Source organism: Micromonospora sp. WMMD1120 (assembly GCF_029626235.1).
In the GTDB taxonomy this organism is placed as follows: Bacteria; Actinomycetota; Actinomycetes; order Mycobacteriales; family Micromonosporaceae; genus Micromonospora.
Map to the genome: position 1 here is coordinate 2,143,347 of NZ_JARUBO010000005.1, position 13,240 is coordinate 2,156,586.

Sequence of the window (13,240 nt, forward strand, 5' to 3'; positions counted from 1 at the left end):
CGTGAGCACGCGGGGGCTACCGCGTGCTCAGCTGCGTCGAGAGGTCAGCGGGTCGGACGAACCCAGGGATCCGGGTCGTCGTCCGCGTGATCCTCATCATCGTCGTCGACGAACTCTTTAGAGTCGTCGTCGAAGTGGTGCTCAGACTTACCAGCACCCGCCAGTTCGCGCTGCAAGGCGGTGAGGTCGGTGTTCGGGGAGTGGTACTTCAACTCCCGGGCCACCTTCGTCTGCTTGGCCTTAGCACGGCCGCGCCCCATGGCTCGACCCCCTCGCACAGAATGCGGGGCAGCCCGAAGGCGGGCCCCGATGACGTCAGGCATCTCTCGTGGCTCTTACGGTACATGGGGATGCCACCGTTCGGCACCTCGGGTTACCGTCAGCCGGGTCTGCGCGTCGCGTCGATCCGGCCATCACCCAGTGTACCGGGTAAGGAGCGGAGCGTTTGGCACCCGTGACACCGGACAAACCGCAGCAGAAACGGACCGGGCCCCAGCCTACCGAGCCGCGCTCGCGCAGGAGGCCCGGAGGCGGATCCGGTCGACCCGCCCCCGGAAGCGCTCAGCGGAGGTGGATCGCGCGGAGCCGACCGACGTCCGCCATCCGCCGCTCCGCCAGCCGGTCGGCGGCCACCGCCGGCGGCACCCCCTCGGCGTCGGCCAGGCGCAGGATCTCGCGGGTGGTGTCGTAGATCCGGGTCGCCCGCAGCTTGGCCCGGTCGAAGTTGAAGCCCTCGATCTCGTCGGCCACCTGGATCACGCCGCCCGCGTTGACCACGTAGTCCGGGGCGTAGAGGATGCCTCGGTCCGCGAGCAGCTTCTCGATGCCGGGGTGGGCGAGTTGGTTGTTCGCCGCCCCGGCGACCACCTTGGCGCGCAGCGCCGGCACGGTGTCGTCGTTCAGGGCGCCGCCCAGCGCGCACGGGGCGTACACGTCGATGTCGGCCGCGACCAGCGCGCTCGCGTCGTCCACCAGGCTGACCTGCGGGTGGTTGGTACGGACCCAGGCCAGCGCCTTTGGGTTGACGTCGGTGGCGACCACCTCGGCGCCGTCCTCCAGCAGGTGCCCGGTGAGGTACTTGCCGACCTTGCCCAGGCCGGCCACGCCGACCCGCCGGCCCCGCAGGCTCGGGGTGCCCCACACGTGCTCGGCCGCCGCCCGCATGCCCTGGAAGACGCCCCAGGCGGTCAGGATCGACGAGTCGCCCGCTCCGCCGTGCTCCACGCTGCGCCCGGTGACGTAGCGGGTCTCCCGGGCCACCACGTCCATGTCGGGGACGTAGGTGCCGACGTCGCAGGCGGTGTAGTAGCGGCCGCCCAGCGACTCCACGAAGCGGCCGTACGCGCGCAGCAACGCCTCGCTCTTGAGCTCCTCCGGGTCACCCCAGATGACGGCCTTGCCGCCGCCCAGGTCAAGACCCGCGAGCGCGTTCTTGTACGCCATCCCGCGGGACAGGTCGAGCACGTCGGCGAGGGCCTCGTCCTCGCTCGCGTACGGGTAGAAGCGGGTGCCGCCGAGCGCCGGCCCCAGCGCGGTGGAGTAGATCCCGATGATCGCCTTCAGGCCGCTCTGCTTGTCCTGGCAGAACACGACCTGTTCGTGACCGGCCGACGCCGGGTCGTCGGTGCTCGCGAATACGCCCATGACTGGCTCCTACGGTGGGTGCGCCCTTGTGGGACGCGGACCTGGATGTACCCCGGCGGGGATGCTGCCGGTGTGATCGAGCCTAGTATCGGTGCCCGCGCGGGCGTTCGACGCGGCAGCGCCGTCCCACGTTGCGGCGCGCGCGCTCCGGCCGCTGGCCGCGTACCGGTGCGGTTCGTGGGAGGATCGCGCGGTGCCGTCGCTCTTCGCTTCTTACCTGCGCGTGTACGAACCATTGGCCGCCTTCGACCGGGACCGGCAGAGCTACTGGCGCCGCTACGTCTCGGAGGGGCGCGCGGTCGCCCCGGTCGAGGGCCCCGGTCGCCAGCGGACGGCGGTGATCGAGGCGCTCGGCGCCGGCTGGACCCGACTGCCGGACCTGCCGGAGGAGGCGTACGTCCTGGAGTCGGACGACAGCCTCCTGGTCTGCCCGTGGAACCTGCGGATCCGGGTCGCCGAGGCGGCGCTCAGCGCCCGGGACGGGGTGCCCTCGGTGCTCGCCGACGCTTTCGTGCCGCCGGTGCTCGCCGGTCAGGCGCGGGCGGTGGTGGACGACTGGCGCAGTGGCGCCCGGGTGCTGGAGCACGGGGTGCCCCGGGTGCACGAGCAGATCGCCACCTGGGGGGTGCCGCTGCGGTGGTTCGTGCTCTTCGATCCGGGGGAGCGCGACCTGGTCACCCAGCCCGGTCGGCGGGCGCTGCGCTACCGCACCGAGATATCCAAGGCACGACGGCGCTCGTCGCGGGCGCTGTCGGTGTTGCGCAAGTCGGTGGGCGAGGCGCCGATCACCGAGGCGGTGGAGGAGGCGGCCCGCTGGCTGGAGGAGTTCCATCCGCGGTCGGTGGTCGAGTTGGACTACGGCGGTCTCGTCGACCTGCTCTCGGACGAGACGCTGGCCGCCGACGACTCGCCCGAGCTGGTCGCCAGTGGCCTGGCCGGGCTGTCCCGTGGGGAGGCCGAGGAGGCGTCCGCCGCGTACGACAAGTTGGTGGCCCGATGGCGTGCGGTGCAGCTGCTCGAGCGGTGCAACTAGGGCATATCCCCGTTGGAGCGCTCCCAAGGTGAGGGGCGCTCGTAGTTGACGCATCACGAACCGTGATCATGAGTCCGAATAAGGTACTTTCTGACGTGTAAAAGTCGTAAAAATCGGGCATGGTTCATCCGTCCGTCTAGGGACCTTCATCCGTTCGGCCCATGTCGGACATCGGGGACTAGCCGGACCATGGGAGACGCGTCGGCCGGCGGGACCCCGGCCGATGTCTATACATGTGGAGGAGTGACCGATGGCATCGCGAACGCACGAACCAGAGCCGCTGCTCACACCGGCCGAGGTGGCGTCGATGTTCCGTGTCGACCCGAAGACGGTGACCCGGTGGGCCAAGGCGGGCAAGCTCAGCGCCATCCGCACCCTGGGTGGCCACCGTCGCTACCGCGAGTCGGAGGTCAGGGCGCTGTTGCAGGGCCAGATCCCGCAGCAGCGGCAGGGCGACTGAGCCAGCAGCGACATAGTTTCCGGTCAGGGGCGGTGGATCTCGATCCGCCGCCCCTGACCATGTCCGCGCTGGGTCAGCGCTGCCCCTCGGTCAGCGTCAACCGGATGCCGACGGTCCCGCCCTCGCCCCGGCGGAGCCGGCTGCCCAGCAGACTCAGCCGACCGATCAGCCGGTACTTGTGTTTCAACAGGTCGCGGACCCGACCGGTGTCGCCGCTCCCGTAGAGCGTGGCGCGCGCCGGCAGCTCCGCGCCGTGTGGCCGGCCCCGCACGTCGCACGGGGCCACAGTCACCGCGCCGTTGTTGCGGATCCGCTTCACCTTGCCGGAGTCGGCCCGGGTCCAGACCGCCAACGCGTCACCGTCGCGTACCGCCCAGACCGGGGTCGGCACCGCCCGACCGTCCCTGCGGAAGGTCGTGAGCAGGATGTACTTCTCGGCCGACAGTCGGTCCAGCGCGGTCACGCCGCCAGGATACGACCGCGGTGGGCCGCTGAGTGGTCGGATAGCGTGAACGTCGTGACGGCGCAGCCTCGAATCGGTGACGTGGTCGGCGAGCTGCTGCGGGACACCCTCGCGGTGGCCACCGGCGTGGGACCCCGACCGCTCGTCGGCGGTCGACTGCCGCGACCGGTCATCGAGATCATCGAGCGGGACGACGGTCTGATCAACGGTGCGCCGGCAGCGCACTACCTGGACGGGCCGGCGCACTGGCAACCGTACGACCACCGGGCGGTGGAGCGGGCCGAGGGCGAGACGCTCGACATCGGCACCGGCGCCGGCCGGATCGCGCTGCTGCTCCAGGAGCGCGGAGTGCCGGTCACCGGGCTGGACACCTCGGCGGGCGCGCTGGAGGTGAGCCGGCGTCGTGGGGTGCGGCGGCTGGTGCACGGCACCGTCGACACGCACGTGGCCGACAACGCGCGGTACGACACGTTCCTGCTGCTCGGCAACAATCTCGGACTGTTCGAGGGGCGGGAGCGGGCACCGGAGCTGCTGGCGGCGCTCGCCGCGCTGGCCCGGCCGGGAGCGCGGATCATCGCGCAGGGCACCGACCCGTACGGCACCCGCGACCCGGTGCACACCGGCTACCACGAGCGCAACCGTCGACGCGGCCGGCTGGGCGGCCAGCTGCGCCTGCGGCTGCGCTACCGGGAGTTGGGCACCGAGTGGTTCGACTACCTGGTCTGCTCGGCCGACGAGTTCGCCGAGCTGGTGCACGGCAGCGGCTGGCGGCTGACCGACGTGGACGACCGCGACGCGCCCTACTACCTCGCCACCCTGCGCCTCGGGCGCTGAGCGCGGCCCCGGCGCCCGACGGTGCCGAGCGCCGGGGCCGCCGTACGCCTCAGACCTGGACGGTCGGGGGAAGCTGCTCGGGCGGGAGGCCGCCGTCGCCGTCGACGACCTCGTCCGGGGTGCCGTCCTCGTCGATGTCGACCATGGTGATGTCCACCTTGCCGTCACCGTCGGTGTCGAACTGGAACAGGTCGGCCTTGCCGTCGCCGTCGGTGTCCACCACCCACACGTCGGTCTGGCCGTCGTTGTTGGTGTCCGCGCGCAGCAGTTCGACCCGCTCGTCGCCCCGGGTCTCCACGATCTCGGTATCGGTGACGCTCTCCGGTGCCTGGCTCATGTCGATGCGGTCCTTCCCTCGGTTGACAGGCCGTCAGTACCCGATCCCGCGCTCCCCCACGCATGGCCGGATCGTCGTGCTGAATAGGGTCGCACCATGAGCGAACGGAGCGGTCGGAAGACCCGGGTCGACGCCGCGGTGACCCCGCACGCCGGCGGGCCGGAGAGGGAGGCGTGATGAGCGATCGTTTCGTGGTCGTCGGGGCCGGCACCATGGGGCTCGGCATCGCGTACGTGGCGGCCGGCGCCGGGCACACGGTGGAGCTGGTCGAGGTGGACCCCGCGCGCGGCGCGACGGCGCTGAACCGGCTCGCCGACCTGTGGGAGCGCGCCGTGCAGCGCGGCAGGCTGAGCGCCGACGAGGCCGCCGCGAACCGGCAGCGGGTGACGCTGCGCCCCACCCTCGCCGAGGTCGCCGAGGCGCCCGAGGTGATCGTGGAGGCGGTGCCCGAGCGCCTGGACCTGAAGCGCGCGGTGCTGCGGGACGCCGCCGCGCTGCGCCCGGCGCTGCTGGGCAGCAACACCTCCAGCATCGCCATCGGCGAGCTGGCCGCCGGACTGGACGCTCCCGAGCGCTTCCTCGGCCTGCACTTCTTCAACCCGGTCTGGGCGATGACGCTGCTGGAGATCGTGGTGGGCCCGGCCACCGCCGACGACACCACCGCCGCGGCCGTCGCGCTCGCCGGCCGGTTGGGCAAGGACCCCGTTGTCGTACGCGACCTGCCCGGCTTCGCCACCTCCCGACTCGGGGTCACCCTCGGGCTGGAGGCGATCCGGATGGTCGCCGACGGGGTGGCCAGCCCGGCGGACATCGACAAGGCGATGGTGCTGGGCTACCGGCACCCGATCGGCCCGTTGGAACTCACCGACCTGGTCGGCCTCGACGTGCGGCTGGACATCGCCCGAACCCTCCAGGCCGCGTACGGGGACCGGTTCGCGCCACCGCCGCTGCTGGAGGAGCTGGTCGCGCAGGGGCGGCTCGGTAAGAAGTCGGGGCATGGCTTCTACCAGTGGAAAGACGGGGTGAAGCAATGAGTGGGCTGCGGATCGAGGAGCGCCCGGACCGGCTGGTGGTCACCCTCGACCGGCCGGAGAAGCGCAACGCCATCGACGCCGACCTGATCGCCGAGTTGCACGAGGTCTGCGCAGAGCTGGAGGCGCGTCCCCGGCTGCTGCTGCTCACCGGCGGCACGACGGGCATCTTCGCCGGGGGCGCCGACATCGGTCAGCTCCGCGAACGGGGGCGCGCCGACGCGCTCGCCGCGATCAACTCGGCCGCCTTCGCCCGGATCCGGGCGCTGCCGATGCCGACAGTGGCTGCCGTGGACGGGCCGGCGCTGGGCGGTGGGGCGGAGCTGGCGTACGCCTGCGACCTGCGGGTGTGCACGGCCCGGGCGGTCTTCGGTCAGCCGGAGGTGCGGTTGGGCATCCTGGCCGGCGCCGGCGCGACCCACCGGCTGCCCGCGCTGATCGGTGAGGGCCGGGCCAAGGAGCTGCTCTTCACCGGCCGGCGGGTGGACGCCGCGGAGGCGCTGCGGATCGGCCTGGTGAACCGGGTGGTGGAGGAGCCTGAGGAGCTGCCGGTGGTGGCGCACGCGCTGTTGGACGAGATCGCCCTGGGCTCGCCGTTGGCGTTGCGGCTGACCAAGCTGGCGGTGGACGCGCCCGCCGCCGCGCACCCGCAGCTCGACCTGGTCAGTCAGGCGGTGCTCTTCGAGGACGAGGAGAAGCGCCGGCGGATGACCGAGTTCCTGGACCGCCGCCGGTCCCGCTGATCCCGGGAGACAGAACGGCCGCACCGGCGTGCTGCCGGTGCGGCCGTCGTGGGCCGGGTTCGTCCTACTGCCGGATCTGCACCCCGGCCTCGGCCAGGCCACGGATCACCTGGGCGGACTCGCCGAAGCCGATGATCAGCACGGCGTCCGCGCCGAAGTCCTTGATCTCCTTAGCGCCGCCGCTGAAGTCGACCGGAGCCGCCTTGGCGTCGGCCGGCGGTTCGTACGTCAGCAGCTTGAGCCGGTCGCCGGCGACACCGGCCTTCTCCAGCTCCTCGCGGACGGTGGCCTGGAGGCCCTCGCCGTAGGAGTCCTTCCGGGCGACGATGACGATCTTCTGTGACCCGTCGCGGAGGATGACGTCGGCGAGCGCGCGACCCTGGAGGCTGTCCGGGGGCGCGGTCCGGAAGTAGAGGCCGTCGTCCTCCACGTCGGTCAGGCTGCTGTCGGTGTTCGAGGGCGAGAAGAGAACCTTGCCGGCCCGCACCACGTCCGGCAGCACCGCCCGGGAGATACCCGAACCACCCGCGCCGATGATCACGCTGACTCCGGCCGTCACGTGCCGGGCCACCGTCGCCTTGGCCACCGCCGGGTTGGTGCCGTCGTCGCCGTCGGTCCAGGCGACCGGCTTGCCCAGCGCGCCACCGGCGGCGTTGACCTCCTTGATGGCCAGCGCGGCGCCGGCGGCCATCGGGGGGTACGCGATCGCCAGGTCGCCGGTCTTCGGCAGCAGGCCGCCGAGCTTCAGCGGCTCCTGGTCCGGGTCCCCGCCGGCGCGCTGCTTCTTCGGCCTCGGCGGCGTCTTGGTGCTGGCCGCCGACTCGATGCCCGCGCCGACGAACTCGGTCTTGCCGTCGTTGATCTGCTGGCCGTCGAAGGTCAGCGTGGCGTAGCTCGCGGTGGCCGGCTCACCCTTGTCGGTGAAGCCCGCGCGGGACAACGACACGCCGCGGTACTCGATGTCCTGGCCGTTGCGCGCCAGCGCGAGGCAGCTGACCGGGTCCTCACACCGCTGCCCGTCGTTGGTGACGGCGACGATCTGCTTCGCGATGGCGGCCGGGTCGGTGCTGCCGGCCAACTGGGCGGCGAGCACGGCGATCACCACCGCGTCGTACGTCTCGGCGGAGTACAGGTAGTCCGTCAACGCCGGATCGATGGCCTTCAGACGGCTCTTGAAGTCGTCCGGCAGCGGGACCAGCGGCGTGGTGCCCTTCATCCCGTTGACCAGACTGGCGCGTTCCTTCAACTCCGCGGGGTAGGAGTTGAGCATGTTGCCGTCCGTGCCGTAGAGCCGCACCTGTTGGGTGCCAGCCTCCTTGGCCTTGTCATCCCCGCAAGCGCTCGTGGCAAGCAGGATCGTCGCGCAGGCAGCCAGTGTGGCCACCCGCGAGCGGCGCGATACGAACATGGTCGTCCTTCCTCCGGCGAAGGTCCGCTGCGCACATTAGCGTGCCGACGCCTGCGGCGGGACCGTGGAGGTGTGGTAATGCGCAGGTAACTCGCGTTACATACGGAGAGTGACGAACGGCGGGAGCCTTGACGCCCCGTCCTACTGTGCGCTGCGTGACGGATCTACCACAGCAGACGTTCGACGATGCGGCCGCCGTGCTCCGCTCGGCGTTGGCCGGCGATGGGGAAGCGGTGGTGGGAGCGTTCGACGCGGTCGTCGACCGGGCCGGCCTGAGCGGAGCGTACGGGGTCGCCTGGTGCCTGGCCGCGACGATGCTCGGTGACGTGCCGGCGGCGAGCGGGGCGGCGCTGGACTTTCCGGGGATCGAGCAGGCCGCCTACGACACCCGGTGGGTGGCCCGCTTCGTCAGCGCGTGCGCCAACCAGGACCAACCGACCGGGGAGGCGCTGTTCGGCGCTGCGGCGGCCGACGGTCAGCTCCCCGACTGCCTGCTCACCCTCGCCGGCTCGACGATCGCCACCCTGCGGAGTCGGGCCGACTGACCGGCAGCCGGGTCGCGGCGTCCGTCAGGGCGGACGCCGCGACCGCGCGGGCCGCTCAGAACGCGTGGTACGCGACCAGTGGCTCGTACTCGTAGCGCAGGTTCTCGAAGCGGACCCGGAAGTCCACCCCGTCCCGGACGTTCGTCGCCACGGTGATCCAGCCCGAGTTGGCCGGGAGGTAGGTCCAGTAGTTGCAGGCGCTCGTCTTGTCGACGAAGATCACGCACGCCTCGGTGGCGTACACGCTGGCGTTGCGGACGTTGATGTCCCGACAGCGGGTCGTGGTGCGGTACTCCCCGGCCGAGCCGCCGTAGCGGCCGGTTGCGAAGTACGAGCGCACCGCCCCGCCGTAACAGGTGGCGAGCGGGGCGAAGATGTTCGTCGCGGAGTTGGCCGGTGTGTCGGGTGCGGTCCCGGTCGCCTGGGCGGGCGTGCCGGCGAACAGCAGCGTGGTGGCCGTGGCGACGGCGAACAGGCGGGCGGCCGGAGATGGCATAGGTGCCTCCAGAGACGGTTGGCTGACCATCCGTGTTGGACTGATCATCAATCGTGACGATGATACGGATCGATGAATGCGCTGTCGGTGTCCGGCCCGTGTGATAGCTCTTTGAGCATGTCCGAGGCCATGCTCAGCAAGGTCCGTAAGCTGCTGGCCCAGGCCGAGGACCCGGCCTGCACGCCGGCCGAGTCGGCCGCGTTCACCGCCAAGGCGACCGAGTTGATCGCCCGCTACGGCGTGGACCGGGCGCTGCTCGCCGTCCAGGACCCGACGACCGACCCGGTCGGCGACCGGGTGCTGGACGTCGTCGCCCCGTACGCCCGCGACAAGGTCGGCCTGCTCGCCGCCGTGGCCGAGCCGCTGCGCTGCCGCTGCGTTCGCCGCCGGCAGGGCAACGGCTTCACCGTGCACCTGTTCGGCTTCGCCAGCGACCTGGAACGGGTCGACCTGCTCTTCACCTCGCTGCTCGTGCAGGCGGCGCACGGTCTGGCCGCAACCGAGGTGCCCCCGGACGACCACCCCGCAGCCTTTCGCCGGTCCTGGCTGGCCGGTTTCGCGGAGGTCATCGGCGGCCGGCTCTGGGCGGCCGAGAGGGTGGCGGCAAGCGAGTCCGGCACGACCTCGATGGCCCTGGTGCTGGCGGACCGGTCCGACCGGGTGCAGCGCCGGCTCACCGAGGAGTACCCACGGCTGCGCACAGCGCCCCCGCGCAGGCTGGCCGGCACCGGCTTCGACTCGGGGGCGGAGGCGGGTCGACGCGCGCACCTGGGCGGTCGGGGTGTAGACGCGGGCGGCGTCGCTGAACGACGCCTCAGCCGCTGATCCGGCCGGGCGCGCCGTGGCGGGGAGGTGGCCGCGCTCGACGGCGCAGCCGGTGCGTCAGGCGGAGGTGGTGGGGTGGCGGGACACGGTGGCGACGTACCGGGTCAGCAACTCGTGCCACCCTGCGGTGAGCGCCTTGCGGTAGCCCTCGGCGGCCTCGCCGTGCCTGTCGAAGTGCCGGTGCTCCAACTCGACCCGGGTGCGCTCCGGCCCTTCGGGATGAAACAACACCTCGACCTCGCTGGCGCGGGCCGGGTCCGGCACCGGAGCCCGGTCGGGGCCGATCTGCCAGACGAAGACCAGTCGGCGCGGTGGGTCCCAGGTGAGCACCCGCCCCCAGTCGGCACGGAAGCCGTACGGGCCGATCTCGTAGAGCATGCCTCCGGCGCGCGGCTCCATGCCCAGCTCGACGAGGGCGTCCGGGCCGGACCAGGTGTATTCGATGACCCACCACTCGGTCAGCGACGCGGTGAAGACCGCGAACGCGTGCTCGGCCGAGCCCGGGACGAGGAGACCGCACCGCAGGGAGAAGCGGTCGACGTCCTGCCGGAACTCGGCCGGATCAGTCATTTCCTGTCCCATAGGCCCGGACCATACCGGCTGATGCCCGGGTGTGCAGCTTCGCACGGTGCCCGGTTCCGGACAGCGGGTCGCGGGGTCAGCACGCCCGGGATGGCCCGCCGGAAAGCGGGTAACCGCGCCGGACGGCCCGGACGATCCGGACCGGTGTGCGGCGGGGCGGGAGAGCATGACTGACAGCGCGCGGCAACGAGAACCGGGCCGGGACGTCGACAGCACGGACCCGGACGTCCTGCTCGACATCCCCCGGGTGTCCGTCGACTCGATCCGGCTCGCGGTCGACGGCCTGGACGCCGACCTGTCGCTACGGGCCCGGGTCGCCAATCTGCTCCAGGTCGACGCCGGCGTACGGGTGCACCTGAGCGGCTGCGAACTCGACGTCAACGAGGTGCAGGCCGAGGCGCAACTGCGGGTCCGGCTGGAGCAGTTGACCAGGATCCTGGGGCGAGCCCTCGACACACTCGACAACAACCCGCAGGTCATCGACGCGCTGGCGCGTACGGCGGGCACCGCCATCGACGACGTGAACCGCAGCACCCAGCAGTTGGCCGCCGGAGCCGCCGAGATCAGGGCGTCGGCCGAGCGCCCCGACGTCCTACCCGGAGAGTCGGGGCGGCAGGCCGGCGCCGACCGGGGCCGACCGGGACCGGTACGCACCGGTCCCACCCCCGCCGGTCCGAAGCCGGGCGGTGGACCCGGGCAGCCCGGCGAGGGACCGGGGCCGCATGCCGGAGGACCCGGGCCGCAGGGCGGGGAGTCCGGGCCCCGCGTGGGCGGACCGGGCCAGTCTGGCGGTGGTCCGGGTCAGTCTGGCGGTGCAGGTAGGCCCGGCGGTGGACCGGGCCAGGCCGGTGGGGGATCGGGGCCGCCGCGCCCGGGGGGACAACGGCGCGAGGCGAAGGCTCCCTTGGAGCCAGCGCCAGGAGCAGGCCGGAACGCCGAGGAGTCGGATCGCGGGGAGCGGCCGCCTGGGGCCGACCGGCGGCCGGAGGGGCAGGCGGGGTCGTCGGCGGCCGGTGTGGCCGGTGACCGGTCCGGCCAACCCGCGCCGCCCGGTCCGGCGCCCTCCGCTGACGGGGATGGTGGTCTGCCGGGGGTGGCCCAGGCGGCCGCGCAGAGCGCTGCCCAGTTCGCCGAGCAGGCGGGGGAGACGCTGCGTCAGGCCGGACGCAGCGTGTGGGAGGCGATCCAACACAACCTGGGGCAGCACCGCCCGCCGGACCGCCCCGACCACTGACCTGCCCGCCGTGAGGCTCGCCCGGAAGGGCTTGGTCGACTCGTGTTCCTCGAACGCGGGGTATCGCGGGCGCCGGAAGGCCCCGACTTCCTTGAACGCCGGGTATCGCGGGCGCCGAGAGGCCACGACCTCAGGAAAGTAGGGTGGATCACACCGCGCCCGCACCGAACGCCGACCGGTGCCGGGAACAGCAAGATCCCCACCTGCGAATCCGCTGGTGGGGATCTCTGTAGCCCGGCGAAAGGCTATGTGGCCAGGGGCGGGGTCGAACCGCCGACCTTCCGATTTTCAGTCGGACGCTCGTACCAACTGAGCTACCTGGCCGTGTTGCTCGGCTCATGCTACCCGGCAACCGGACGAACCGGTGGCAGGGCTACCTGCTCCGATACGCAGAACGCCGCGCGGGGCGCGGCGTCAGCGCTGCGGTCCTGACGGGACTTGAACCCGCGACCTCCGCCTTGACAGGGCGGCGAGCACTCCAACTGCTCCACAGGACCTAGCTTGTGTTGCTCCGGCTTGCGCCGGTCGTGCCCCCAACGGGATTCGAACCCGTGCTACCGCCTTGAAAGGGCGGCGTCCTGGGCCGCTAGACGATGAGGGCGGCCCCGCCATCATTGCACACTCGCAACTTCAAGCGGACTTGCTCCCATCCGGCCCCGCCGGAGGCTTCGAAAGCATACGTGATGCTCCGTCGGTCGACAAAATCGGTATCCGCAGGGGGCGTGATCGCGGCATAACCCCAGGTCCGGGCGCTTCTAGCGGAGTCGGGTGATGCCGAAGCGCTTCTTCAGGTCGGCGATCACCTTGGGGCAGGCGGCGAGGGTCGCGGCCCGGTTTCCGCCCCCGTCGTGCAGCAGCACGATGCCTCCGGGGCGGGTGGCGGCGTGGATGCGCTTGCCGATCGTCGCCGCGCTCGGCTTGTCCCAGTCCTGCGGGTCGACCGACCAGTGCAGTGGACGCATGCCGAGTTCCTTGGCCACGCCCAGCACCTCCGCCGTCCACCGGCCGCCCGGCTGCCGGTAGAACGGCACCTTCGCGCCCGGTACGGCGGTCTGGATGGCCTTGTTGGTGCGGGCCAGGTCGGACCGGATCTCGGCGACCGGACGGCGGGCGAGGTCGAGGTCGTGTCGCCAGCTGTGGTTGCAGAGCTGGTGTCCCTCCCGGACGATCCGCCGGATCAGTTCCGGATGGCGTTGCGCCTCACGACCGACGACGCAGAACGTGGCGGTCACCTTGGCGGCCTTGAGCTGGTCGAGCACCTTGGGTGTCCAGGCCGGGTTGGGTCCGTCGTCGAACGTCAGGGCCACCGGGCGTACGCCGGTGTTGCGCCCCAGGCCGGCGGGGAGCTTGGCCGGCAACGGCCGCAGCGGCGGCTTGGCCGGCTTCTTGACTGTGGGGTGTGGGGACGGGGTGGCTGGCGCTGTCGACCGCTCCGGCTGTGCTGCGCCGGCGGGGGCGATGGTGTGGTGTGGTCGAGCGCAGCCAGACAAGATCAGCGCCACGGCGAGGACGGACGCCAGGGCGGCGCGGGCTTGCATCTGCTTGCTCCCGGAGGGTCGGGGTAGGCGGACCCGCCCGACGGTAGTTCACGCCGGCGGCCGGCGA

Annotated in this window: 16 protein-coding genes and 3 tRNA genes; 8 read left to right on the plus strand and 11 right to left on the minus strand. The window is 71.9% G+C overall.

Annotated features, from left to right (window positions below; genetic code table 11):
• Window positions 1–44: 44 nt before the first annotated feature.
• Together O7634_RS10155 and O7634_RS10160 are read right to left on the minus strand one after the other, a co-directional pair.
• On the minus strand, window positions 45–260 hold the full coding sequence (locus O7634_RS10155; RefSeq protein WP_030332207.1) for a DUF3073 domain-containing protein: 216 nt from the start codon (window positions 258–260) through the stop codon (window positions 45–47).
• Between the two features lie 301 nt (window positions 261–561).
• Entirely contained in the window at window positions 562–1,644 is a 1,083-nt protein-coding gene (locus O7634_RS10160) for a Glu/Leu/Phe/Val dehydrogenase (protein ID WP_278149880.1), read from the minus strand.
• A gap of 193 nt (window positions 1,645–1,837) precedes the next feature.
• Here O7634_RS10160 and O7634_RS10165 point away from each other — a divergent pair, with 193 nt between their 5' ends.
• Together O7634_RS10165 and O7634_RS10170 are read left to right on the plus strand one after the other, a co-directional pair.
• Window positions 1,838–2,677, plus strand: coding sequence for a hypothetical protein (locus O7634_RS10165; RefSeq protein ID WP_278149881.1), 840 nt, complete (start codon window positions 1,838–1,840; stop codon window positions 2,675–2,677).
• Window positions 2,678–2,927: 250 nt separating this feature from the next.
• Complete coding sequence (locus O7634_RS10170) at window positions 2,928–3,137, plus strand: BldC family transcriptional regulator (protein ID WP_007073996.1); 210 nt, start codon at window positions 2,928–2,930, stop codon at window positions 3,135–3,137.
• A 73-nt stretch (window positions 3,138–3,210) separates the two neighbouring features.
• On the opposite strand, the gene O7634_RS10175 is transcribed toward O7634_RS10170, so the two are convergent.
• Window positions 3,211–3,600 (minus strand): PPOX class F420-dependent oxidoreductase, encoded by a 390-nt coding sequence (locus tag O7634_RS10175; protein ID WP_278149882.1) that lies wholly within the window; start codon window positions 3,598–3,600, stop codon window positions 3,211–3,213.
• 54 nt (window positions 3,601–3,654) lie between these two features.
• Between O7634_RS10175 and O7634_RS10180 the strand changes: the two genes are divergently transcribed.
• Window positions 3,655–4,434, plus strand: a complete 780-nt coding sequence (locus O7634_RS10180; RefSeq protein WP_278149883.1) for a class I SAM-dependent methyltransferase — start codon at window positions 3,655–3,657, stop codon at window positions 4,432–4,434.
• A 49-nt stretch (window positions 4,435–4,483) separates the two neighbouring features.
• Here the strand turns inward: O7634_RS10180 and O7634_RS10185 are convergent, their stop codons facing one another.
• Window positions 4,484–4,771, minus strand: coding sequence for a hypothetical protein (locus O7634_RS10185; RefSeq protein ID WP_278149884.1), 288 nt, complete (start codon window positions 4,769–4,771; stop codon window positions 4,484–4,486).
• Between the two features lie 176 nt (window positions 4,772–4,947).
• Here O7634_RS10185 and O7634_RS10190 point away from each other — a divergent pair, with 176 nt between their 5' ends.
• Together O7634_RS10190 and O7634_RS10195 are read left to right on the plus strand one after the other, a co-directional pair.
• Entirely contained in the window at window positions 4,948–5,805 is an 858-nt protein-coding gene (locus tag O7634_RS10190) for a 3-hydroxyacyl-CoA dehydrogenase family protein (RefSeq protein ID WP_278149885.1), read from the plus strand.
• Window positions 5,802–6,545, plus strand: a complete 744-nt coding sequence (locus O7634_RS10195) for an enoyl-CoA hydratase/isomerase family protein (RefSeq protein WP_278149886.1) — start codon at window positions 5,802–5,804, stop codon at window positions 6,543–6,545. The genes O7634_RS10190 and O7634_RS10195 overlap by 4 nt, the downstream gene beginning before the upstream one ends.
• A gap of 64 nt (window positions 6,546–6,609) precedes the next feature.
• Here the strand turns inward: O7634_RS10195 and O7634_RS10200 are convergent, their stop codons facing one another.
• Complete coding sequence (locus O7634_RS10200) at window positions 6,610–7,953, minus strand: ABC transporter substrate-binding protein (protein WP_278149887.1); 1,344 nt, start codon at window positions 7,951–7,953, stop codon at window positions 6,610–6,612.
• 155 nt (window positions 7,954–8,108) lie between these two features.
• On the opposite strand from O7634_RS10200, the gene O7634_RS10205 reads away from it, so the two are divergent.
• Complete coding sequence (locus tag O7634_RS10205; RefSeq protein ID WP_278149888.1) at window positions 8,109–8,498, plus strand: hypothetical protein; 390 nt, start codon at window positions 8,109–8,111, stop codon at window positions 8,496–8,498.
• Between the two features lie 55 nt (window positions 8,499–8,553).
• Here O7634_RS10205 and O7634_RS10210 read toward each other — a convergent pair whose 3' ends face one another.
• Window positions 8,554–8,994 carry a hypothetical protein gene (locus tag O7634_RS10210; RefSeq protein ID WP_278149889.1) on the minus strand — a complete coding sequence of 147 codons (441 nt, stop codon included), beginning with the start codon at window positions 8,992–8,994 and terminating at the stop codon, window positions 8,554–8,556.
• A 117-nt stretch (window positions 8,995–9,111) separates the two neighbouring features.
• Here O7634_RS10210 and O7634_RS10215 point away from each other — a divergent pair, with 117 nt between their 5' ends.
• On the plus strand, window positions 9,112–9,819 hold the full coding sequence (locus O7634_RS10215) for a DUF2786 domain-containing protein (RefSeq protein WP_278153929.1): 708 nt from the start codon (window positions 9,112–9,114) through the stop codon (window positions 9,817–9,819).
• A gap of 57 nt (window positions 9,820–9,876) precedes the next feature.
• Here the strand turns inward: O7634_RS10215 and O7634_RS10220 are convergent, their stop codons facing one another.
• Window positions 9,877–10,401 (minus strand): SRPBCC family protein, encoded by a 525-nt coding sequence (locus tag O7634_RS10220; protein WP_278149890.1) that lies wholly within the window; start codon window positions 10,399–10,401, stop codon window positions 9,877–9,879.
• Between the two features lie 166 nt (window positions 10,402–10,567).
• On the opposite strand from O7634_RS10220, the gene O7634_RS10225 reads away from it, so the two are divergent.
• Complete coding sequence (locus O7634_RS10225) at window positions 10,568–11,635, plus strand: hypothetical protein (protein ID WP_278149891.1); 1,068 nt, start codon at window positions 10,568–10,570, stop codon at window positions 11,633–11,635.
• A 250-nt stretch (window positions 11,636–11,885) separates the two neighbouring features.
• Here O7634_RS10225 and O7634_RS10230 read toward each other — a convergent pair.
• The 4 genes from O7634_RS10230 to O7634_RS10245 form a co-directional block, all read right to left on the minus strand.
• Window positions 11,886–11,959 (minus strand) — tRNA-Phe (locus O7634_RS10230).
• A gap of 99 nt (window positions 11,960–12,058) precedes the next feature.
• Window positions 12,059–12,132 (minus strand) — tRNA-Asp (locus O7634_RS10235).
• A 31-nt stretch (window positions 12,133–12,163) separates the two neighbouring features.
• Window positions 12,164–12,236 (minus strand) — tRNA-Glu (locus O7634_RS10240).
• A 154-nt stretch (window positions 12,237–12,390) separates the two neighbouring features.
• Entirely contained in the window at window positions 12,391–13,173 is a 783-nt protein-coding gene (locus tag O7634_RS10245) for a polysaccharide deacetylase family protein (RefSeq protein WP_278149892.1), read from the minus strand.
• Window positions 13,174–13,240 lie beyond the last annotated feature (67 nt).